General features: G+C 49.8%; 20 protein-coding genes. 13 read left to right on the forward strand and 7 right to left on the reverse strand.

What is annotated here, in order from left to right:
- The first annotated feature begins 227 nt into the window (after window positions 1–227).
- A protein-coding gene (locus tag ACU8XX_RS22430; protein ID WP_103215986.1) for an IS1-like element IS1A family transposase occupies window positions 228–925 on the forward strand; the annotation gives its coding sequence in 2 pieces (ribosomal slippage) (window positions 228–477 and window positions 477–925; 699 coding nt in all).
- Here the strand turns inward: ACU8XX_RS22430 and ghoS are convergent.
- From ghoS to yjdI, 3 genes are all read right to left on the reverse strand, one after another.
- Window positions 860–1,174, reverse strand: coding sequence for a type V toxin-antitoxin system endoribonuclease antitoxin GhoS (gene ghoS / locus ACU8XX_RS22435; RefSeq protein ID WP_097466773.1), 315 nt, complete (start codon window positions 1,172–1,174; stop codon window positions 860–862). The two genes, ACU8XX_RS22430 and ghoS, sit on opposite strands and share 66 nt — an antisense overlap.
- Window positions 1,175–1,400: 226 nt before the next feature.
- Window positions 1,401–1,673: a GNAT family N-acetyltransferase gene (locus ACU8XX_RS22440; RefSeq protein ID WP_000405647.1), complete on the reverse strand. Its 273-nt coding sequence runs from the start codon at window positions 1,671–1,673 to the stop codon at window positions 1,401–1,403.
- Window positions 1,674–1,684: 11 nt separating this feature from the next.
- Entirely contained in the window at window positions 1,685–1,915 is a 231-nt protein-coding gene (yjdI, locus tag ACU8XX_RS22445) for a 4Fe-4S mono-cluster protein YjdI (protein ID WP_016241784.1), read from the reverse strand.
- Window positions 1,916–2,095: 180 nt separating this feature from the next.
- Between yjdI and ACU8XX_RS22450 the strand changes: the two genes are divergently transcribed.
- From ACU8XX_RS22450 to ACU8XX_RS22470, 5 genes are all read left to right on the forward strand, one after another.
- Complete coding sequence (locus tag ACU8XX_RS22450; protein WP_446908380.1) at window positions 2,096–3,727, forward strand: sensor histidine kinase; 1,632 nt, start codon at window positions 2,096–2,098, stop codon at window positions 3,725–3,727.
- Window positions 3,724–4,443 (forward strand): two-component system response regulator DcuR, encoded by a 720-nt coding sequence (gene dcuR, locus ACU8XX_RS22455; protein WP_000611288.1) that lies wholly within the window; start codon window positions 3,724–3,726, stop codon window positions 4,441–4,443. The genes ACU8XX_RS22450 and dcuR overlap by 4 nt, the downstream gene beginning before the upstream one ends.
- Before the next feature lie 570 nt (window positions 4,444–5,013).
- Window positions 5,014–6,354: an anaerobic C4-dicarboxylate transporter DcuB gene (gene dcuB, locus ACU8XX_RS22460; RefSeq protein WP_000899522.1), complete on the forward strand. Its 1,341-nt coding sequence runs from the start codon at window positions 5,014–5,016 to the stop codon at window positions 6,352–6,354.
- A gap of 77 nt (window positions 6,355–6,431) precedes the next feature.
- The gene (gene fumB, locus ACU8XX_RS22465) at window positions 6,432–8,078 is read left to right on the forward strand and encodes a class I fumarate hydratase (RefSeq protein WP_000066681.1); all 1,647 of its coding nucleotides are present in this window, start codon (window positions 6,432–6,434) and stop codon (window positions 8,076–8,078) included.
- A gap of 122 nt (window positions 8,079–8,200) precedes the next feature.
- The gene (locus ACU8XX_RS22470) at window positions 8,201–8,830 is read left to right on the forward strand and encodes a DUF2238 domain-containing protein (RefSeq protein ID WP_000198754.1); all 630 of its coding nucleotides are present in this window, start codon (window positions 8,201–8,203) and stop codon (window positions 8,828–8,830) included.
- A 138-nt stretch (window positions 8,831–8,968) separates the two neighbouring features.
- Here the strand turns inward: ACU8XX_RS22470 and melB are convergent, their stop codons facing one another.
- Window positions 8,969–10,390 carry a melibiose:sodium transporter MelB gene (gene melB, locus ACU8XX_RS22475; protein ID WP_032170301.1) on the reverse strand — a complete coding sequence of 474 codons (1,422 nt, stop codon included), beginning with the start codon at window positions 10,388–10,390 and terminating at the stop codon, window positions 8,969–8,971.
- A 102-nt stretch (window positions 10,391–10,492) separates the two neighbouring features.
- Window positions 10,493–11,848: an alpha-galactosidase gene (melA, locus tag ACU8XX_RS22480; RefSeq protein WP_000986601.1), complete on the reverse strand. Its 1,356-nt coding sequence runs from the start codon at window positions 11,846–11,848 to the stop codon at window positions 10,493–10,495.
- A gap of 282 nt (window positions 11,849–12,130) precedes the next feature.
- On the opposite strand from melA, the gene melR reads away from it, so the two are divergent.
- From melR to pmrB, 7 genes are all read left to right on the forward strand, one after another.
- On the forward strand, window positions 12,131–13,039 hold the full coding sequence (gene melR / locus ACU8XX_RS22485) for a transcriptional regulator MelR (protein WP_001090758.1): 909 nt from the start codon (window positions 12,131–12,133) through the stop codon (window positions 13,037–13,039).
- A gap of 198 nt (window positions 13,040–13,237) precedes the next feature.
- The gene (gene adiA, locus ACU8XX_RS22490; RefSeq protein ID WP_001381593.1) at window positions 13,238–15,505 is read left to right on the forward strand and encodes an arginine decarboxylase; all 2,268 of its coding nucleotides are present in this window, start codon (window positions 13,238–13,240) and stop codon (window positions 15,503–15,505) included.
- A 324-nt stretch (window positions 15,506–15,829) separates the two neighbouring features.
- Window positions 15,830–16,591, forward strand: coding sequence for a DNA-binding transcriptional activator AdiY (gene adiY / locus ACU8XX_RS22495; protein WP_001217060.1), 762 nt, complete (start codon window positions 15,830–15,832; stop codon window positions 16,589–16,591).
- A gap of 136 nt (window positions 16,592–16,727) precedes the next feature.
- Window positions 16,728–18,065: an arginine/agmatine antiporter gene (gene adiC, locus ACU8XX_RS22500; RefSeq protein ID WP_000093154.1), complete on the forward strand. Its 1,338-nt coding sequence runs from the start codon at window positions 16,728–16,730 to the stop codon at window positions 18,063–18,065.
- Between the two features lie 103 nt (window positions 18,066–18,168).
- Window positions 18,169–19,812, forward strand: a complete 1,644-nt coding sequence (eptA, locus tag ACU8XX_RS22505; RefSeq protein ID WP_001295384.1) for a phosphoethanolamine transferase EptA — start codon at window positions 18,169–18,171, stop codon at window positions 19,810–19,812.
- A complete protein-coding gene (basR, locus tag ACU8XX_RS22510; protein WP_000697915.1) occupies window positions 19,809–20,477 on the forward strand; it encodes a two-component system response regulator BasR in 669 nt (222 codons plus the stop codon). Before eptA ends, basR begins: the two co-directional genes overlap by 4 nt.
- Window positions 20,478–21,578 carry a two-component system sensor histidine kinase PmrB gene (gene pmrB / locus ACU8XX_RS22515; RefSeq protein WP_001052132.1) on the forward strand — a complete coding sequence of 367 codons (1,101 nt, stop codon included), beginning with the start codon at window positions 20,478–20,480 and terminating at the stop codon, window positions 21,576–21,578.
- Here pmrB and pmrR read toward each other — a convergent pair.
- Both pmrR and proP read right to left on the reverse strand, forming a co-directional pair.
- Window positions 21,554–21,643 carry an LpxT activity modulator PmrR gene (gene pmrR, locus ACU8XX_RS22520; protein WP_016241779.1) on the reverse strand — a complete coding sequence of 30 codons (90 nt, stop codon included), beginning with the start codon at window positions 21,641–21,643 and terminating at the stop codon, window positions 21,554–21,556. The two genes, pmrB and pmrR, sit on opposite strands and share 25 nt — an antisense overlap.
- Window positions 21,644–21,754: 111 nt before the next feature.
- Window positions 21,755–23,257, reverse strand: a complete 1,503-nt coding sequence (gene proP / locus ACU8XX_RS22525) for a glycine betaine/L-proline transporter ProP (protein ID WP_001295385.1) — start codon at window positions 23,255–23,257, stop codon at window positions 21,755–21,757.
- Between the last annotated feature and the right edge of the window lie 125 nt (window positions 23,258–23,382).

Below are 23,382 nucleotides of genomic sequence, written 5' to 3' on the forward strand. Positions count from 1 at the left end.
TTTTCTTTGGCAAAGATGATGAATTTTGATGGTAAGGAATATTACTTCTGGTTCTCAGTAAAATCCTTTCTTAATACCATGTAATCAAGAAGTTTATGGCTGGTAAAAATAACGTCTTGCATTCACCAATAATATGTAAATAAACCCATCTATAGATGGTAAAAATAGGTTGGGTGATGCTGCCAACTTACTGATTTAGTGTATGATGGTGTTTTTGAGGTGCTCCAGTGGCTTCTGTTTCTATCAGCTGTCCCTCCTGTTCAGCTACTGACGGGGTGGTGCGTAACGGCAAAAGCACCGCCGGACATCAGCGCTATCTCTGCTCTCACTGCCGTAAAACATGGCAACTGCAGTTCACTTACACCGCTTCTCAACCCGGTACGCACCAGAAAATCATTGATATGGCCATGAATGGCGTTGGATGCCGGGCAACAGCCCGCATTATGGGCGTTGGCCTCAACACGATTTTACGTCACTTAAAAAACTCAGGCCGCAGTCGGTAACCTCGCGCATACAGCCGGGCAGTGACGTCATCGTCTGCGCGGAAATGGACGAACAGTGGGGCTATGTCGGGGCTAAATCGCGCCAGCGCTGGCTGTTTTACGCGTATGACAGGCTCCGGAAGACGGTTGTTGCGCACGTATTCGGTGAACGCACTATGGCGACGCTGGGGCGTCTTATGAGCCTGCTGTCACCCTTTGACGTGGTGATATGGATGACGGATGGCTGGCCGCTGTATGAATCCCGCCTGAAGGGAAAGCTGCACGTAATCAGCAAGCGATATACGCAGCGAATTGAGCGGCATAACCTGAATCTGAGGCAGCACCTGGCACGGCTGGGACGGAAGTCGCTGTCGTTCTCAAAATCGGTGGAGCTGCATGACAAAGTCATCGGGCATTATCTGAACATAAAACACTATCAATAAGTTGGAGTCATTACCCGGTAAGTCTAAGCATTTGAGCCTGATTAAATCTTCGATTTCACTTGCGGCTAATGATGTCGTTATTGCGAAGGAATTTTCATTCAATTGTCGTGGTATCCCATATTCATCAGCCACGATAGAGGAGAAATTCATATCATACATCAATGATCTTAACCTTAAGAACACTGAGGAATAAGATGATGGATAATCAAAAGAAACAACATAAGTATTGAACTTGTTTTTACCTTCCATAATATGACTCCTATCAATATTGAACGCTCTGGGGACGCAAAACTTATTAACCCCGATTGATGATTCTCATATTGGAGATATTCTTTTTTTTGCTCAGTAAAGGGGATGACTTGGGACAAAAAAACGCGCTCTCTGCCCATTCTTTGTGCATCCCCCTACCCTTCAGATGCTCTCCTGCATCACACCGCGGAGAGCATGAAAAATATCGTGAATCTGTACTCTCCCATCAACTGCGAATATCATCATACTCCCGCGTTTTATCAAATTCGTGTTTCGCAAATGGACATAATGGGATAATTTTTCGTTTTTCCCGACGCATTTTTTCCACGACTTTCGCAACCAGCTGTTTACCAATCCCTTGCCCTTTCAGGCTTTCATCGACATCGGTATGTTCGATAATCGCTAAATTCTCTCCGGTCGGCACAAAGACAATTTCAGCGATTTGCTTGCCCTGTTCATCATTAATGTAAAATTTATTGTGGCCTTCGCGTATTTCCATTTTACCCTCGCTTATTTATGACGGTATTTCAGCGCGCCGCTCGGGCACGTATCAATCACTTTAACCACAGTGACGACGTCGACTTCATCCGGCATGATCCACGGCTTACGTTTGAGATTAAATAACTTGCCGTTGCCACGTACGCAATTGCCAGAATGCTGACATATCGCAGTGTTGAAATAGACATCGATCTTTTCGCCGGTATAACAGCGATAACCCCCGTCCAGTAGCGCCTGATCCATGACTTTCCCTCTCTCATCAGTATGATTATCGCTATAAGCATAGCCCTGGAATCTTCATACAGCACTGGCAGTTTCCGTTGCCAGAGTCTCTTCCCCTATATAGCCAATCATTCTTACTCCCTTTGAATTACCCGCCTCATCAGAGATAATGCTTAAGAAATTTGTCACACAAGGAAGCTGATGAGACATTCATTGCCCTACCGCATGTTACGCAAACGTCCGATGAAATTGAGTACCACAGTGATCTTAATGGTCAGCGCGGTACTGTTCTCGGTGCTATTGGTGGTGCATCTGATTTACTTCTCGCAAATCAGTGATATGACGCGAGACGGGCTGGCCAACAAGGCACTGGCAGTGGCGCGTACCCTCGCCGACTCGCCGGAAATCCGTCAGGGCTTGCAGAAAAAACCGCAGGAGAGCGGAATCCAGGCCATCGCGGAAGCCGTGCGCAAACGCAACGATCTGCTGTTTATTGTCGTTACCGATATGCAAAGTCTTCGCTACTCGCATCCTGAAGCCCAGCGTATTGGTCAGCCATTTAAAGGTGATGACATCCTTAAAGCGCTGAATGGCAAAGAAAATGTCGCTATCAATCGCGGTTTTCTGGCGCAGGCTTTACGCGTATTTACCCCCATCTACGATGAAAATCATAAACAAATTGGCGTGGTGGCGATCGGCCTTGAGTTAAGCCGCGTGACCCAACAAATCAATGACAGTCGCTGGAGCATTATCTGGTCGGTATTATTTGGCATGCTGGTCGGACTGATTGGCACCTGCATTCTGGTTAAGGTACTGAAAAAAATCCTTTTCGGCCTGGAACCCTACGAAATCTCCACGCTGTTTGAGCAGCGCCAGGCCATGTTGCAGTCTATCAAAGAAGGCGTCGTTGCCGTGGACGATCGCGGCGAGGTCACGCTGATCAACGATGCCGCACAAGAATTGCTGAATTACCGTAAGTCGCAGGACGATGAGAAACTGTCGACGCTAAGCCACTCATGGTCACAGGTGGTAGATGTCTCGGAAGTGTTACGCGACGGTACGCCGCGCCGCGACGAAGAGATTACGATTAAAGACCGGCTATTACTGATCAACACCGTTCCGGTGCGCAGTAATGGCGTTATCATCGGTGCCATTTCAACCTTCAGGGACAAAACTGAAGTTCGTAAACTGATGCAGCGACTCGACGGTCTGGTCAACTATGCTGATGCACTTCGTGAACGATCCCACGAATTTATGAATAAATTGCATGTGATTCTCGGATTATTGCATCTGAAGAGTTATAAGCAGTTGGAAGATTACATTCTCAAAACAGCCAATAACTATCAGGAAGAGATTGGCTCTCTGCTGGGTAAGATCAAATCTCCGGTTATCGCTGGTTTTTTAATCAGCAAGATTAACCGCGCGACCGATTTAGGCCATACGCTGATTTTAAACAGTGAAAGCCTGCTGCCAGACAGCGGCAGTGAGGACCAGGTCGCGACGCTGATTACCACATTGGGAAATCTGATAGAAAACGCGCTGGAAGCATTAGGGCCGGAACCCGGTGGCAAAATTAGCGTAACATTGCACTACCGTCACGGCTGGCTGCACTGCGAAGTTAACGATGATGGACCGGGGATCGCACCCGACAAAATCGATCACATTTTTGACAAAGGTGTCTCGACAAAAGGAAGCGAGCGAGGCGTCGGTTTAGCACTTGTCAAACAACAGGTAGAAAATCTCGGCGGCAGCATCGCCGTGGAATCGGAACCCGGGATTTTCACACAATTTTTTGTCCAGATACCCTGGGACGGGGAGAGGTCGAACAGATGATCAATGTATTAATTATCGATGACGACGCAATGGTCGCGGAGCTGAATCGCCGATACGTAGCACAAATCCCAGGCTTTCAATGCTGTGGAACAGCCTCGACGCTGGAGAAAGCCAAAGAGATTATCTTCAATAGCGATACGCCTATCGACCTGATATTGCTCGATATCTATATGCAAAAAGAGAACGGGCTCGATTTACTGCCTGTCCTGCATAACGCGCGTTGCAAAAGTGATGTGATTGTCATCTCCTCCGCAGCCGATGCGGCAACCATTAAAGATTCGCTGCATTACGGTGTCGTGGATTACCTGATCAAACCCTTCCAGGCTTCCCGCTTTGAAGAGGCGCTCACCGGCTGGCGGCAAAAGAAAATGGCGCTGGAAAAACATCAGTATTATGACCAGGCCGAGCTTGATCAGCTAATCCACGGCAGCAGCTCCAACGAACAGGATCCTCGTCGCTTGCCAAAAGGCTTAACGCCGCAGACGTTACGCACGCTGTGCCAGTGGATTGACGCGCATCAGGACTATGAGTTTTCAACCGACGAGCTGGCTAACGAGGTTAACATCTCGCGTGTTTCCTGCCGTAAATACCTCATCTGGCTGGTCAACTGCCACATCTTGTTCACCAGTATCCATTATGGCGTCACGGGGCGTCCGGTTTACCGTTACCGTATTCAGGCAGAACACTACTCACTACTGAAACAATATTGCCAATAACGGATCGCTGGTTATCTGTAAGTAATAATTATTACCGTAATGCAAAATACCCCTGGCACAAGTTACATCCTTCATCAGTAAAACTTGTGCCAGATCAAATATAATTATCCCTCCATCATCGCTAAAAATTAATATCTCTTCAGGTGAACGGTGTTTTTAATTTCAAAACGCTAACAAAAGTTAATTAACTATTATGTCACCCGCATTATGTGTATTTTTACCCACAAATGGGTAGATCAGATTAATCTTTAAACCTAATGATATCTGCCCTGAGAACAAAAAATAGACCGATAAATATCAATAAGATAACAGCAAACAAAACATTAACATCTGCGCAGTACAAACTATAAACCCATCGCCAGAGAGTTTTTCTCTCTGAAAAAGCCGCTTATCACAGTGCATAAATTTGCCGCTGCTTTAATCAGCCAATATTTACTGTGAGGTATTTGCTAAAGCCGGTAACGACCAAACGGATATTTAGTCAGGCTCTGAAAACAGTTCATACAAAACAGAACGTGACTGTGATCTATTCAGCAAAAATTTAAATAGGATTATCGCGAGGGTTCACACATGTTATTTACTATCCAACTTATCATAATACTGATATGTCTGTTTTATGGTGCCAGAAAGGGTGGTATCGCGCTGGGTTTATTAGGCGGTATCGGTCTGGTCATTCTGGTCTTCGTCTTCCACCTTCAGCCAGGTAAACCACCAGTTGATGTCATGCTGGTTATCATTGCGGTGGTGGCGGCATCGGCGACCTTGCAAGCTTCGGGCGGTCTTGATGTCATGCTGCAAATTGCCGAGAAGCTGCTGCGCCGCAACCCGAAATATGTCTCAATTGTCGCGCCGTTTGTGACCTGTACACTGACCATTCTTTGCGGTACGGGTCATGTGGTTTACACCATTCTGCCGATCATCTACGACGTCGCCATTAAGAACAACATCCGTCCGGAACGTCCGATGGCGGCAAGTTCTATCGGTGCACAGATGGGGATTATCGCCAGTCCGGTATCGGTTGCGGTCGTGTCTCTGGTTGCGATGCTGGGTAATGTCACCTTTGATGGCCGCCATCTTGAGTTCCTCGATCTGCTGGCAATCACCATTCCATCGACGTTAATCGGTATCCTGGCGATCGGTATCTTCAGCTGGTTCCGCGGTAAAGATCTGGATAAAGACGAAGAGTTCCAGAAATTCATCTCCGTACCGGAAAACCGTGAGTATGTTTACGGTGATACCGCGACGCTGCTGGATAAAAAACTGCCGAAAAGCAACTGGCTGGCGATGTGGATTTTCCTCGGGGCAATCGCTGTAGTCGCACTTCTTGGTGCTGATTCGGACCTGCGTCCATCCTTCGGCGGCAAACCGCTGTCGATGGTGCTGGTTATTCAGATGTTTATGCTGCTGACCGGGGCGCTGATTATTATCCTGACCAAAACCAATCCCGCGTCTATCTCAAAAAACGAAGTCTTCCGTTCCGGTATGATCGCCATCGTGGCGGTGTACGGTATCGCATGGATGGCAGAAACCATGTTCGGTGCGCATATGTCTGAAATTCAGGGCGTACTGGGTGAAATGGTGAAAGAGTATCCGTGGGCCTATGCCATTGTTCTGCTGCTGGTTTCCAAGTTTGTAAACTCTCAGGCTGCGGCGCTGGCGGCGATTGTTCCGGTCGCGCTGGCGATCGGCGTTGATCCGGCATACATCGTGGCTTCAGCACCGGCTTGCTACGGTTATTACATCCTGCCGACTTATCCGAGCGATCTGGCAGCGATTCAGTTTGACCGTTCCGGCACCACCCACATCGGTCGCTTCGTCATCAACCACAGCTTTATTCTGCCGGGGTTGATTGGTGTGAGCGTATCGTGCGTCTTCGGCTGGATCTTCGCCGCGATGTACGGGTTCTTATAAATGCACTTTGCGTGCCGCCCGTGACTACGCGGCACGCCATTTTCGAATAACAAATACAGAGTTACAGGCTGGAAGCTATGTCAAACAAACCCTTTATCTACCAGGCACCTTTCCCGATGGGGAAAGACAATACCGAATACTATCTACTCACTTCCGATTACGTTAGCGTTGCCGACTTCGACGGCGAAACCATCCTGAAAGTGGAACCAGAAGCCCTGACCCTGCTGGCGCAGCAAGCCTTTCACGACGCTTCTTTTATGCTCCGCCCGGCACACCAGAAACAGGTTGCGGCTATTCTTCACGATCCAGAAGCCAGCGAAAACGACAAGTACGTGGCGCTGCAATTCTTAAGAAACTCCGAAATCGCCGCCAAAGGCGTGCTGCCGACCTGCCAGGATACCGGCACCGCGATCATCGTCGGTAAAAAAGGCCAGCGCGTGTGGACCGGCGGCGGTGATGAAGAAGCGCTGTCGAAAGGCGTCTATAACACCTATATCGAAGATAACCTGCGCTATTCACAGAATGCGGCGCTGGACATGTACAAAGAGGTCAACACCGGCACTAACCTGCCTGCGCAAATCGACCTGTACGCGGTAGATGGCGATGAGTACAAATTCCTTTGCGTTGCGAAAGGCGGCGGCTCTGCCAACAAAACGTATCTCTACCAGGAAACCAAAGCCCTGCTGACTCCCGGCAAACTGAAAAACTTCCTCGTCGAGAAAATGCGTACCCTCGGTACTGCAGCCTGCCCGCCGTACCATATCGCGTTTGTGATTGGCGGTACGTCTGCGGAAACCAACCTGAAAACCGTCAAGTTAGCAAGCGCTCACTATTACGATGAACTGCCGACGGAAGGGAACGAACATGGTCAGGCGTTCCGCGATGTCCAGCTGGAACAGGAACTGCTGGAAGAGGCCCAGAAACTCGGTCTTGGCGCGCAGTTTGGCGGTAAATACTTCGCGCACGACATTCGCGTTATCCGTCTGCCACGTCACGGCGCATCCTGCCCGGTCGGCATGGGCGTCTCCTGCTCCGCTGACCGTAACATTAAAGCGAAAATCAACCGCGAAGGTATCTGGATCGAAAAACTGGAACACAACCCAGGCCAGTACATTCCACAAGAACTGCGCCAGGCCGGTGAAGGCGAAGCGGTGAAAGTTGACCTTAACCGCCCGATGAAAGAGATCCTCGCCCAGCTTTCGCAATACCCGGTATCCACTCGTTTGTCGCTCACCGGCACCATTATCGTGGGCCGAGATATTGCACACGCCAAGCTGAAAGAGCTGATTGACGCCGGTAAAGAACTTCCGCAGTACATCAAAGATCACCCGATCTACTACGCGGGTCCGGCGAAAACCCCTGCCGGTTATCCATCAGGTTCACTTGGCCCAACCACCGCAGGTCGTATGGACTCCTACGTGGATCTGCTGCAATCCCACGGCGGCAGCATGATCATGCTAGCGAAAGGTAACCGCAGTCAGCAGGTTACCGACGCGTGTCATAAACACGGCGGCTTCTACCTCGGTAGCATCGGCGGTCCGGCGGCGGTACTGGCGCAGCAGAGCATCAAGCATCTGGAGTGCGTCGCTTATCCGGAGCTGGGTATGGAAGCTATCTGGAAAATCGAAGTAGAAGATTTCCCGGCGTTTATCCTGGTCGATGACAAAGGTAACGACTTCTTCCAGCAAATCGTCAACAAACAGTGCGCGAACTGCACTAAGTAACCTCTTCGGCCCAGCGCCTGGCAGCATGCTGCCAGGTGATCCCCCTGGGCCACCTCTTTTGCGATTGTAATTTCACGCTTGCTGGTGAATAGTCAGTATTTTCCCTGATTTGCGAACTCACCATGACCCGCACACTCAAGCCGTTAATTCTTAACACCGGCGCACTGGCGCTAACATTAATCCTGATTTATACCGGCATTTCGGCCCATGACAAACTCACCTGGCTGATGGAAGTGACACCGGTGATTATTGTCGTGCCGCTACTGCTTGCCACCGCCAGACGTTATCCGTTAACGCCGCTGCTCTATACGCTCATTTTCCTTCACGCCATCATCCTGATGGTCGGCGGACAATACACCTACGCGAAAGTCCCCGTTGGTTTTGAGGTGCAGGAATGGCTGGGGTTGAGTCGTAATCCGTATGACAAGCTGGGGCACTTTTTCCAGGGGCTGGTGCCTGCACTGGTGGCACGAGAAATTCTCGTTCGCGGGATGTACGTGCGCGGACGTAAAATGGTGGCGTTCCTGGTCTGCTGCGTGGCGCTGGCGATAAGCGCGATGTATGAATTAATCGAGTGGTGGGCAGCGCTGGCAATGGGTCAGGGAGCGGATGATTTTCTCGGCACCCAGGGCGACCAGTGGGACACGCAATCCGATATGTTCTGCGCGCTGCTTGGCGCATTAACGACGGTGATATTCCTCGCTCGCTTTCATTGCCGCCAGCTACGGCGCTTTGGCTTGATAACCGGATAACAACTTGCGCTTTGTTGATGCCGGATGCGGCGTGAATTCCTTATCCGGTCTACAAAATTTGCAAATCCAAAGCATTACATTAAGACGTGGCCTGATAAACATATCGCATCAGGCCATTTTCGTTAGCTATTGTCCACGTCAGGCTTTCACATCACTCACTGCACCGACCGGAATATCAGCATGAACAGGCTCGGGCGGTACTTTGCGATATTTATCCAGCAGATGGATCTGGATCCTGCGCAGCGTGTCACCATTGAGGCGATAGAAACGGAAGTAGAGAATCAGCGTTACCATGAAAAACAGAGTTGGTAGAGCAATCATAATAAACTGCATACCTAATAGGGCTTGCGTAGACTGTTCAACATTCGGTACATAGCCAATCATCCCTAACACAACCGCAATGAAAAAAGCCGCAAAGGCTGAACCGCCCTTCACCACCATAGTCTGCACGGAGTAAGCGATACTTTCACAGCGTACGTGCAGTTTATATTCACCGTAATCAACGGTATCTGCCACCATGATGACCTGTAATACCCAGAAAAGCGCCGTTCCCACATTCAGCAAAATACCCGCAATCACAATGAGGACGACGTTGTGATAGCTCATTAATGCCATTAACAGGAGAACACCACAGCTTAACACCGGAAGAATAGATGCTCCGGCCCATAAAATGCGTCGGGATAATGATTTAACTAAGCGTGGGAAGAATACTAACGTCACCAGGTTAGCAGCTCCCGCATACGACAGATAATAGAGGAACAAATCCGCATCACCGATAACATATGAGAAATAATAGATAGCAAAGCCGGTAATAATGTTGCTGGCTACATTATAAGCAAGAGCCATACCCAAGAGGCATGAAAGCTGATCGTTTTTATAAATTAGCGCAACGATGGCTTTAAGTGTCAGATGGCTTCCTTCAGCAGACGGTTGATTGTCTGACGAAAAGACTTCATGCACATTGCGCAGAGTGATGATGGTTGAAACAATAAAAAAGGCGATCAGTACCAGAGTGAACATCTGAAAGCCAAATCCCCGATCGCCACCGCCGACATAATTAACAAATGGTAGCGTCACACCTGCCGTAACAAAGCCTGCCAGACTGGCAAAAAAACGCGGATAAGGAACCAGTTGTTCGCGCTCACGTTTATCGAGCGTTATGGTTGGAACCAGCGACCAGAAGGGAATATCCATAATAGTGTAAGTCATGCCCCAGAGGATGTAGGTCACGCAAACAAAGACAATCTGAGTAGTACCTTCAAACAGATGCGCACTAAAGAGGAGAAATAAGATTACAGAGTTTGCCAACGTACCGATCAGGATCCAGGGTTTGAACTTACCCCATCGCGATCGCGTAGCATTTACAATCCATCCCATAATCGGATCGTTAATAACATCCCAGATCCTCGCCACCAGAAACAAAGTACCGACCAAACCCACAGACAGCCCGACGACATCGGTGTAGTAATACATGAGGTACATATACACAATGCCGATCGCAAAATCCTTCCCGAACGCTCCAAATCCATAACTGAGTTTTGTAGTCATTGAAATGCTCATAGGGTATCGGGTCGCTGTTACCAACGCCCGCCTTCTGTTATTGGTATCGTCAGAGGTGTGCGCCGGAATAAATCCCCCGGCGCAGTAGCGTTTAGTCGCGTTTTAACGGTGCAACCAGCCTGGCAGCCAGTCGCCGTGGGCAGCAATCAGGTCGTCAACAAGAGCATATATTTCGTCAATGCCCAGCACGGCGGCAGTATGCGGGTCCATCATCGCGGCGTGGTAAACACGGTCGCGATTTTCCGTAAGAATAGCTTCGGTCAGCAGCGTCTGTACGTTGATGTTGGTTTGCATCAGGGCGGCCAGATGCGAAGGTAGCGTACCGACTTTGGTCGGCTGAATGCCATTAGCATCAACCAGACAGGCTACTTCCACGCAACATCCTTGTGGCAGGTTATCAATCAAACCATCGTTACGGACGTTGCCGTAAATCACACTCGGCTCGCCAGTCCAGATAGCGTTCATGATTGTGCTGGCATATTCCCGTGACGGTTTAATATCAATCCGGGAGGCTTTTTTATACTCCTCCAGCTCTTTATGCCAGTTCGCCAGCTGCTCGACGCAGCGTTTCGGGTACTCATCCAGCGGTACTTTATAACGCTCAATCAAATCCTCACGACCTGGCTTAATAAACCACGGTGTGTACTCAGCAAAATGTTCTGACGATTCCGTGACGAAATAGCCCAGCTTTTTGAACATTTCGTAGCGCACAATATTCTGGCAGCGAGTATTGCCATGAATATTCGGCTTCGGTGCCTGCCCTGCTTCATAAGCCGCCAGCAGTTCCGGGTAGAGATTCACATAACTGCCGTCGGCGGTTTTGCGCTCCAGCTCCAGGTAAAACGCCATATGGTTGATACCTGCGCAACGGTAACGCAGCGTAGCTGGGTCGATATTGAGGTCACGCGCCAACTCTTCCGCCGTTCCCTGCACCGAATGGCACAGCCCGACCTGTTTGATATGCGGATAGCGGGCATACATCGCCCAGGTATTCATCGCCATTGGGTTAACATAGTTGAGCATGGTGGCATCGGGGCAGACTTCCGTCATGTCCTCGCAAATTTGCCACAGATGCGGAATGGTACGTAGCGCGCGCATAATACCGCCCGGCCCCAACGTATCGGCAATGGTTTGTTCCAGACCATGCCGCTTACAGACCTCGAAATCAGTCACCGTGCAAGGTTCATAACCGCCAATCTGAAATGCCACCACGACAAAATCGGCATCCTCTAAGGCTTCTTTCTGTTGGGTGTGGCAGGTGATTTTGCCGCTGGCCCCTGCTGAATCCATCAGCTTACGCACCACAATATGCGACTCTTCCAGGCGGGTGGGGTCAATGTCCATCAGGGCAATATGCGCCGTTTTCAGCGCCTCGCGATGGAACACATCACCAAGAATATTTTTAACGAAAATCGTCGAACCAGCGCCGATAAATGTAATTTTGGGTGCAGACATCATGCAGATCTCCTGGCTTGCTTGAATAACTTCATCATGGCAGGCGAATCTGCAGAAAACCTCCGGCTTCCAGGTTGAGCATTCCCATAAACTCAGATCCTGCGTGAAGCAGCAGTAAATCTGAGTTTATGGGAATAAATTACCTGAAAAGCAGAGTTTTCGGCCTCATGATACTCGGAGAGTCCCCTCGCCCCTCTGGGAAGAGGGTGAAAACCGTGCTCCCACTCGCAGTCATCCTCCCTCACTCCTGCCATAATTCTGATATTCTAGGAAAGAGAGCCATCCATGAATACAGATACGTTTATGTGCAGCAGCGACGAAAAACAGACCCGCAGCCCGCTGTCGCTGTATTCGGAATACCAGCGGATGGAGATTGAGTTTCGCGCACCGCATATCATGCCCACCAGCCACTGGCATGGTCAGGTCGAAGTGAATGTGCCTTTCGATGGCGATGTGGAATACCTGATCAACAATGAAAAAGTGAATATCAATCAGGGTCATATCACGCTGTTCTGGGCCTGTACACCGCACCAACTAACAGATACCGGAACCTGTCAGAGCATGGCGATTTTTAATCTGCCGATGCATCTGTTTCTCTCCTGGCCGCTGGATAAAGACCTGATTAACCACGTCACTCACGGCATGGTGATCAAATCACTGGCCACACAGCAACTTAGCCCGTTTGAAGTGCGCCGCTGGCAGCAGGAATTAAACAGTCCGAACGAGCAAATTCGCCAGCTCGCCATTGATGAAATTGGCCTGATGCTCAAGCGATTTAGCCTCTCTGGCTGGGAACCGATTCTGGTCAATAAAACCTCGCGCACACACAAAAACAGCGTCTCGCGCCATGCGCAATTTTATGTTAGCCAGATGCTGGGCTTTATTGCCGAAAACTATGATCAGGCGCTGACCATCAACGATGTGGCTGAGCACGTCAAACTTAACGCCAACTATGCAATGGGGATATTCCAGCGGGTCATGCAATTGACGATGAAACAGTACATTACCGCGATGCGCATCAACCACGTTCGCGCGTTACTGAGCGATACCGATAAAAGTATTCTCGATATTGCCCTGACGGCAGGCTTTCGTTCAAGTAGTCGTTTTTACAGCACGTTCGGCAAATATGTCGGCATGTCGCCGCAACAATACCGCAAACTTAGCCAACAGCGCCGCCAGACGTTTCCCGGCTAAAGACGATATCAGTATCAGCCAAAAAAATAGTTTAGCCGTCGATAATAAGCAGTGAAAATAATTTAAAATAATCACATAACGTATTGTTTATAAAACTAAATATTTCAAAAATGTTTGTTTTTCACGCGCTTTACAGCCCGAAAAGGCCGGAAGATACTTGCCCGCAACGAAGATTCCTTCATAACCGGGTAAGCAATGATGAAAGTATTAATTGTTGAAAGCGAGTTTCTCCATCAAGACACCTGGGTCGGTAACGCCGTTGAGCGTCTGGCAGATGCTTTAAGCCAGCAAAATGTTACCGTGATTAAATCCACCTCCTTTGATGATGGTTTTGCCATTCTCTCTTCAAACGAAGCCATTGACTGCCTGATGTTCAGCTATCAAATGGAACATCCGGACGAACATCAAAACGTCAGACAATTGATCGGTAAGCTTCATGAGCGCCAACAAAACGTGCCGGTCTTCCTGTTGGGCGATCGGGAAAAAGCCCTCGCCGCAATGGATCGCGACCTGCTGGAGCTTGTCGATGAATTCGCCTGGATTCTGGAAGATACCGCCGACTTTATCGCCGGACGCGCCGTTGCCGCGATGACCCGCTACCGCCAGCAGCTGTTGCCGCCACTGTTCAGCGCGCTGATGAAATATAGTGACATCCATGAATATTCCTGGGCAGCGCCAGGCCACCAGGGCGGCGTTGGTTTTACCAAAACACCCGCCGGACGTTTCTACCATGACTACTATGGTGAAAATCTGTTCCGCACCGACATGGGCATCGAACGAACTTCCCTCGGTTCTTTGCTTGACCATACTGGCGCATTTGGCGAAAGCGAAAAATATGCCGCACGCGTATTTGGTGCCGATCGCTCCTGGTCGGTAGTCGTCGGTACTTCCGGCTCTAACCGCACCATCATGCAGGCTTGCATGACCGATAACGATGTCGTGGTCGTTGACCGTAACTGCCATAAATCCATCGAACAAGGTTTGATGCTGACAGGCGCGAAACCGGTCTATATGGTGCCAAGCCGCAACCGCTACGGCATTATCGGGCCAATCTATCCGCAGGAAATGCAACCTGAAACCTTGCAGAAGAAAATCAGTGAAAGCCCGCTGACCAAAGACAAAGCCGGGCAAAAACCGTCTTACTGCGTGGTGACCAACTGCACCTATGACGGCGTGTGTTATAACGCTAAAGAAGCGCAGGATCTGCTGGAAAAAACCTCCGATCGTCTGCACTTTGACGAAGCCTGGTACGGCTATGCACGTTTCAACCCGATCTATGCCGATCACTATGCCATGCGCGGCGAACCTGGCGATCACAACGGTCCTACCGTTTTCGCCACCCACTCCACCCACAAACTGCTGAATGCGCTGTCACAGGCTTCTTATATTCATGTACGTGAAGGTCGTGGGGCGATTAACTTCTCCCGCTTCAACCAGGCCTACATGATGCATGCCACCACCTCCCCGCTGTATGCCATCTGCGCATCCAACGACGTGGCGGTGTCGATGATGGACGGCAACAGCGGCCTGTCACTGACACAGGAAGTGATTGACGAAGCGGTTGATTTCCGTCAGGCGATGGCGCGGCTATATAAAGAGTTCACCGCTGACGGTAGCTGGTTCTTCAAACCGTGGAACAAAGAAGTCGTCACCGACCCACAAACCGGCAAAACCTATGACTTTGCTGACGCACCAACCAAACTGCTGACCACCGTTCAGGACTGCTGGGTAATGCATCCGGGCGAAAGCTGGCACGGCTTCAAAGATATTCCGGATAACTGGAGTATGCTCGACCCGATTAAAGTCAGCATCCTTGCTCCGGGAATGGGTGAAGATGGTGAACTGGAAGAAACCGGTGTTCCGGCGGCGCTGGTCACTGCCTGGCTTGGTCGCCACGGCATTGTACCTACCCGCACCACTGACTTCCAAATTATGTTCCTGTTCTCTATGGGCGTAACCCGTGGGAAATGGGGAACTCTGGTTAACACCCTTTGCTCCTTCAAACGCCACTATGACGCCAACACACCGCTGGCGCAGGTGATGCCGGAACTTGTTGAACAATATCCTGACACTTACGCGAACATGGGGATTCACGATCTGGGTGACACCATGTTTGCCTGGCTGAAAGAAAACAACCCTGGCGCACGGTTGAACGAAGCCTATTCCGGCCTGCCGGTGGCGGAAGTCACCCCGCGTGAAGCGTACAACGCGATTGTCGACAACAATGTCGAACTGGTATCCATTGAAAATCTGCCAGGACGCATCGCGGCAAACTCAGTTATCCCGTATCCGCCAGGAATCCCGATGCTGCTGTCTGGTGAAAACTTCGGCGATAAAAACAGTCCGCAAGTAAGTTATTTACGCTCGCTGCAATCCTGGGACCACCATTTCCCTGGATTTGAACACGAAACTGAAGGGACTGAAATTATTGACGGTATTTACCACGTTATGTGCGTGAAAGCGTAACCACTATTCCGCTGAAGGCGTAATTGTTTAAATAACATTACGCCGCCTGGCCTTAGGCCTTTTGAGTATGGCAACGTTTTCATAAAAATTGCTGCAAACAAAAATGTCATACTTTTTGCGCGGCCCCACCCCGCGCTTTTTTTTGCCTGTTATTTATCCTGTAAAAAAATATGTACATGAGAAATTACTATAAAAATTTGTACTATTAGTAAAACTCGTTATTTTTATGCATGTTTATATTCATCATACAATTATATAACCATTTCCCGGTATCGCTTTGCTTTAGCGAGAACTGGTCTTTTATTCGCACTCAGGAGTACATGTATGAGGATTTGCAGCGACCAACCTTGTATTGTTTTATTGACTGAAAAAGATGTCTGGATAAGGGTGAATGGGAAAGAACCTATTAGCCTTAAAGCTAACCATATGGCGTTATTAAATTGTGAAAATAATATTATCGACGTCTCCTCTCTTAACAACACTTTGGTTGCTCATATTAGTCACGACATCATCAAAGATTACCTCCGGTTTCTGAATAAAGATCTCTCGCAAATACCAGTATGGCAACGTAGCGCTACGCCCATACTCACCCTGCCATGCCTGACGCCAGACGTCTTTCGCGTTGCCGCGCAACACAGCATGATGCCCGCAGAAACTGAGTCAGAAAAGGAACGAACACGCGCATTATTATTCACGGTGCTATCCCGTTTTCTCGACAGTAAAAAATTCGTTTCATTAATGATGTATATGTTACGTAATTGTGTAAGTGACAGCGTTTATCAAATTATTGAAAGCGATATTCACAAAGACTGGAATCTTAGTATGGTAGCCAGTTGTTTATGTCTTAGCCCAAGTCTGTTAAAAAAAAAGTTGAAAAGCGAAAACACCAGTTATAGCCAAATAATCACCACCTGCCGCATGCGTTATGCCGTAAATGAATTAATGATGGACGGTAAAAATATCTCTCAGGTATCACAGTCCTGCGGCTACAACAGTACGTCGTACTTTATTTCTGTCTTTAAAGACTTCTACGGTATGACGCCGCTGCATTATGTTAGTCAGCACAGAGAACGCACTGTCGCCTGATTTTTAACCTTAACGAAGAGCTATATTAATAACGGCATCAGCGATAACCCGGTCGATAATAATTCAACTATCGAATGCAGGCGTATGATATGACGTAATTTATTGTCACGAAGCTCGCCTTCGCAGGAGTTTAATTATGTCTTCGGATGCTGATGCTCACAAAGTGGGCTTAATCCCCGTCACCCTGATGGTGTCGGGGAATATTATGGGGTCAGGTGTTTTTCTGTTACCTGCAAACCTGGCCTCTACTGGCGGGATTGCCATTTATGGATGGTTGGTGACGATTATCGGTGCACTGGGGCTCTCGATGGTATACGCCAAAATGTCGTTCCTCGACCCAAGTCCTGGTGGTTCTTACGCTTACGCCCGCCGCTGCTTTGGCCCGTTTCTCGGTTATCAAACCAACGTCCTCTACTGGCTGGCCTGCTGGATCGGCAATATCGCCATGGTGGTCATTGGCGTAGGATATTTAAGTTACTTCTTCCCGATTCTGAAAGATCCATTGGTATTAACCATCACCTGCGTCGTGGTGCTGTGGATCTTCGTCCTGCTGAACATTGTCGGTCCGAAAATGATCACCCGTGTGCAGGCAGTTGCCACCGTGCTGGCGCTGATCCCCATCGTCGGGATTGCCGTATTTGGCTGGTTCTGGTTCCGTGGTGAAACCTATATGGCGGCATGGAACGTCAGCGGCCTGGGCACCTTCGGTGCAATTCAAAGTACCCTTAACGTTACGCTGTGGTCGTTCATCGGTGTGGAAAGTGCCTCCGTTGCCGCAGGTGTGGTGAAAAACCCGAAACGCAATGTCCCTATCGCCACCATTGGTGGGGTATTGATTGCCGCCGTTTGCTATGTACTTTCTACCACCGCGATTATGGGGATGATCCCTAATGCCGCACTGCGCGTTTCTGCTTCGCCATTCGGTGATGCCGCACGGATGGCGTTGGGTGACACCGCCGGGGCCATTGTTTCCTTCTGCGCAGCTGCGGGTTGCTTAGGTTCACTGGGCGGCTGGACGTTGCTGGCGGGTCAAACGGCGAAAGCCGCTGCCGATGACGGACTGTTCCCACCGATTTTTGCCCGTGTAAATAAAGCGGGTACGCCAGTGGCGGGGCTGATTATCGTCGGTATTTTGATGACCATCTTCCAGCTCAGCAGCATTTCACCAAACGCGACCAAAGAGTTCGGTCTGGTTTCTTCCGTCTCGGTCATCTTTACACTGGTGCCATATCTTTACACCTGTGCGGCGTTACTGCTGCTCGGACACGGTCACTTTGGTAAAGCACGCCCGGCATATCTGGCAGTTACTACCATTGCCTTCCTCTACTGCATCTGGGCCGTGGTGGGGTCCGGAGCGAAAGAGGTTATGTGGTCATTTGTCACCCTGATGGTCATCACCGCCATGTATGCGCTGAATTACAACCGGCTACATAAAAACCCGTATCCCTTAGATGCACCAATAAGCAAAGATTAATTCCCCTTAATCCAGCAAACATAAAAGCCAACCTTAAGAACTTAAGGTTGGCTTAATTTTGCTTTGCGAGCATATGCGCACTTTGTTCGATGGAAACACCGTGATGTTGAAGCGCCTACTAAAAAGACCCTCTTTGAATTTACTCGCCTGGCTATTGTTGGCCGCTTTTTATATCTCTATCTGCCTGAATATTGCCTTTTTTAAACAGGTGTTGCAGGCGCTGCCGCTGGATTCGCTGCATAACGTACTGGTTTTCTTGTCGATGCCGGTCGTCGCTTTCAGCGTGATTAATATTGTCCTGACACTAAGCTCTTTCTTATGGCTTAATCGACCACTGGCCTGCCTGTTTATTCTGGTTGGCGCGGCTGCACAATATTTCATAATGACTTACGGCATCGTCATCGACCGCTCGATGATTGCCAATATTATTGATACCACTCCGGCAGAAAGTTATGCGCTGATGACACCGCAAATGTTATTAACGCTGGGATTCAGCGGCGTGCTTGCTGCGCTGATTGCCTGCTGGATAAAAATCAAACCTGCCACCTCGCGTCTGCGCAGTGTTCTTTTCCGTGGAGCCAATATTCTGGTTTCTGTACTACTGATTTTGCTGGTCGCCGCACTGTTTTATAAAGACTACGCCTCGTTGTTCCGCAATAACAAAGAGCTGGTGAAATCCTTAAGCCCCTCTAACAGCATTGTTGCCAGCTGGTCATGGTACTCCCATCAGCGACTGGCAAATCTGCCGCTGGTGCGAATTGGTGAAGACGCGCACCGCAACCCGTTAATGCAGAACGAAAAACGTAAAAATTTGACCATCCTGATTGTCGGCGAAACCTCGCGGGCGGAGAACTTCTCCCTCAACGGCTACCCGCGTGAAACTAACCCGCGGCTGGCGAAAGATAACGTGGTCTATTTCCCTAATACCGCATCTTGCGGCACGGCAACGGCAGTTTCAGTACCGTGCATGTTCTCGGATATGCCGCGTGAGCACTACAAAGAAGAGCTGGCACAGCACCAGGAAGGCGTGCTGGATATCATTCAGCGAGCGGGCATCAACGTGCTGTGGAATGACAACGATGGCGGCTGTAAAGGTGCCTGCGACCGCGTGCCTCACCAGAACGTCACCGCGCTGAATCTACCTGATCAGTGCATCAACGGCGAATGCTATGACGAAGTGCTGTTCCACGGGCTTGAAGAGTACATCAATAACCTGCAAGGTGATGGCGTGATTGTCTTACACACCATCGGCAGCCACGGTCCGACCTATTACAACCGCTATCCGCCTCAGTTCAGGAAATTTACCCCAACCTGCGACACCAATGAGATCCAGACCTGTACCAAAGAGCAACTGGTGAACACTTACGACAACACGCTGGTTTACGTCGACTATATTGTTGATAAAGCGATTAATCTGCTTAAAGAACATCAGGATAAATTTACCACCAGCCTGGTTTATCTTTCTGACCACGGTGAATCGTTAGGTGAAAATGGCATCTATCTGCACGGTCTGCCTTATGCCATCGCCCCGGATAGCCAAAAACAGGTGCCAATGCTGCTGTGGCTGTCGGAGGATTATCAAAAACGGTATCAGGTTGACCAGAACTGCCTGCAAAAACAGGCGCAAACGCAACACTATTCACAAGACAATTTATTCTCCACGCTATTGGGATTAACTGGCGTTGAGACGAAGTATTACCAGGCTGCGGATGATATTCTGCAAACTTGCAGGAGAGTGAGTAAATGAAAATTCTGATTGTTGAAGACGATACGCTGTTATTGCAGGGACTGATTCTGGCGGCGCAAACCGAAGGCTACGCGTGCGATGGCGTGACAACCGCGCGGATGGCGGAACAAAGCCTTGAGGCCGGTCATTACAGCCTGGTGGTACTGGATTTAGGGTTACCCGACGAAGATGGACTGCATTTTCTCGCCCGTATCCGGCAGAAAAAATACACCCTGCCGGTACTGATCCTCACCGCTCGCGATACGCTGACCGACAAAATCGCCGGGCTGGATGTCGGTGCCGATGACTATCTGGTGAAGCCCTTTGCGCTGGAAGAGTTACACGCCCGTATCCGAGCCCTGCTACGACGCCATAATAATCAGGGCGAAAGTGAGCTGATTGTTGGCAATCTGACGCTGAATATGGGTCGCCGTCAGGTATGGATGGGCGGTGAAGAGTTGATTCTGACGCCCAAAGAATATGCTCTGCTGTCACGGTTAATGCTCAAAGCAGGCAGTCCGGTGCATCGGGAAATTCTCTACAACGACATCTATAACTGGGACAATGAACCCTCGACCAACACCCTGGAAGTGCATATCCACAATCTGCGCGACAAAGTGGGCAAAGCCCGTATCCGCACCGTGCGCGGCTTTGGCTATATGCTGGTCGCGAATGAGGAAAACTAATTGAATCTGATGCGTTTTCTGCGCCGACCAATATCGCTGCGCCAACGGCTGATATTGACCATCGGGGCCATTTTGTTGGTGTTTGAGCTGATCAGCGTCTTCTGGCTATGGCATGAAAGTACCGAGCAGATTCAGCTGTTTGAGCAGGCGCTACGCGACAATCGCAACAACGATCGCCACATCATGCGTGAGATCCGCGAGGCGGTCGCCAGCCTGATTGTCCCCGGCGTCTTTATGGTCAGCCTGACGCTATTTATCTGCTATCAGGCGGTACGCCGCATCACCCGCCCGCTGGCGGAGCTGCAAAAAGAGCTGGAAGCGCGCACCGCCGACAACTTAACGCCCATTGCCATTCACAGCGCCACCCTCGAAATCGAAGCGGTGGTTTCGGCGTTAAACGATCTGGTCAGTCGCCTGACCAGCACGCTGGATAACGAAAGGTTGTTTACCGCTGACGTCGCGCACGAACTGCGAACGCCACTGGCGGGGGTGCGTTTGCATCTGGAACTGCTGGCGAAAACGCATCACATTGATGTAGCACCGTTAGTGGCACGGCTTGATCAGATGATGGAGAGCGTCTCCCAGCTGCTGCAACTGGCGCGTGCCGGACAGTCATTTTCTTCCGGTAATTATCAACATGTAAAACTGCTGGAAGATGTCATTCTCCCCTCGTATGACGAACTCAGTACCATGCTCGACCAGCGACAGCAAACCCTGCTATTGCCAGAGAGCGCCGCCGACATCACCGTTCAGGGTGATGCAACCCTGCTGCGGATGTTATTGCGAAACCTGGTAGAAAACGCCCATCGTTACAGCCCGCAAGGCAGCAACATTATGATTAAGCTGCAAGAAGATGACGGAGCGGTCATGGCAGTTGAAGATGAAGGACCAGGTATTGATGAGAGTAAATGCGGGGAGTTGAGTAAAGCGTTTGTACGTATGGACAGCCGTTATGGCGGGATTGGTCTGGGGTTAAGTATTGTCAGCCGCATTACACAGTTGCATCACGGGCAGTTTTTCCTGCAAAACCGGCAAGAGACTTCCGGCACGCGGGCCTGGGTACGGCTGAAGAAAGATCAGTACGTGGCAAACCAGATATAAAGAAAGCTGCTGACCACCAGCGCGCTGAACACGGTAGTTAAACTTTCATAAACACGGTTTTTCATTGCACTCTCCTCCGTTAACCTGGAGGAGAGTATGCGCGTCAGAGATTAAGTGAACCTTAAGAGTTCAATTGGCCTGATAAGACAGCGTCACATCAGGCCATCCGTTTCAGCTTATTCATCAATTCGCGGATGTTGCTGCACCAGGCGGGTACGTTTCGCCTGCAAATCGGCAATCTCGTGGTCAATATTATCGATTTTCTGCTCGATATTATCGTAATGCTCGACGAGAATTTCCTTCGCTTCCTGTATATCTGACGCCGCCGGTGTCGCACCTTTCAACGGACGATTTGCCGTCTCTTTCATGGTTACGCCGGTGATTAAACCAATCACCGCCACTACCATCAGGTAATAGGCAGGCATCATCAGATTCTGCGAGCTTTCGACCAGCCAGGCCGCCAGTGTTGGCGTCAGACCGGCAACCAGCACCGAAATATTAAATGCCGCCGCCAGCGCGCTGTAACGGATATGCGTCGGGAACATCGCTGGCAAGGTAGAAGCCATAACGCCCGTAAAGCAGTTAAGGATCACCGCCAGCATCAGTAACCCGGCAAAAATCAGGCCGATGACGTTACTGTTAATCAGAATAAACGCCGGGATCGCCAACACAAACAGGGCAACACTACCAAGTAGCACAAACGGACGACGGCCAAAACGGTCACTCAGCAAGCCCATCACCGGCTGGACAAACAGCATACCGATCATAATGGCGATAATAATCAGCACCCCGTGGTCTTCGGAGTAATGCAAGTTATGCGACAAATAACTCGGCATATAGGTCAGCAACATGTAGTAAGTCACGTTGGTGGCAATTACCAGACCAATACATGTCAACAGGCTGCGCCAGTATTTAGTGGCAATCTCTTTAAACGAGACTTTCGGGCCATCCTGCAAACCTTCGCGGTCGCCCTGTTCCAGTTTATCAACATGCTGCTGGAACGCCGGAGTTTCTTCCAGCGCATGGCGCAGGTAAAGCCCGATAATCCCTAACGGCAGAGCAATAAAGAACGGAATACGCCAGCCCCAGTCGAGGAAGTTCGCTTCGCCGACAATGGTCGAAATTAACACCACCACGCCCGCACCCAGCACAAACCCGGCAATAGAACCGAAGTCCAGCCAGCTGCCCATAAAGCCACGTTTACGGTCAGGGGAGTATTCCGCAACAAATATCGACGCCCCGGTATATTCACCGCCGACCGAGAAACCTTGTGCCATCTTACAGATCAACAGCAGAATCGGTGCCCAAATACCAATCGTGTCGTAGGACGGTATTAAGCCAATACAGAACGTACTGATCGACATAATCACAATAGTGATAGCGAGGATCTTCTGGCGACCATATTTATCGCCCAACATACCAAAGAAGAGTCCGCCAAGCGGTCGAATCAGAAAGGGAACGGAGAAAGTGGCAAGTGCAGCAACCATCTGCACGCTGGGGTCAGCCCCCGGGAAAAAAACTTTACCTAATGCGTAAGCAACAAAACCATAAACACCAAAATCGAACCATTCCATTGCATTACCCAGTGATGCTGCGGTAATGGCTTTACGCAGTTTACCGTCATCAATAATGGTGACATCACGAAGGGTAATCGGTTTTACTTTTTTCCTTTTCAGCATAGCTTTCCTCGCAGAGTTGGCCCATTTCCGCAAACGCCAGAAAAATCAGCGCGACGGCCGCAAAAGGGGAGCGGGAATTGCAGGATGCAATCTCTGTAACAAGCGTAGCGGGTTTGCTTACACCC

Source organism: Escherichia sp. MAL-1 (assembly GCF_052948035.1).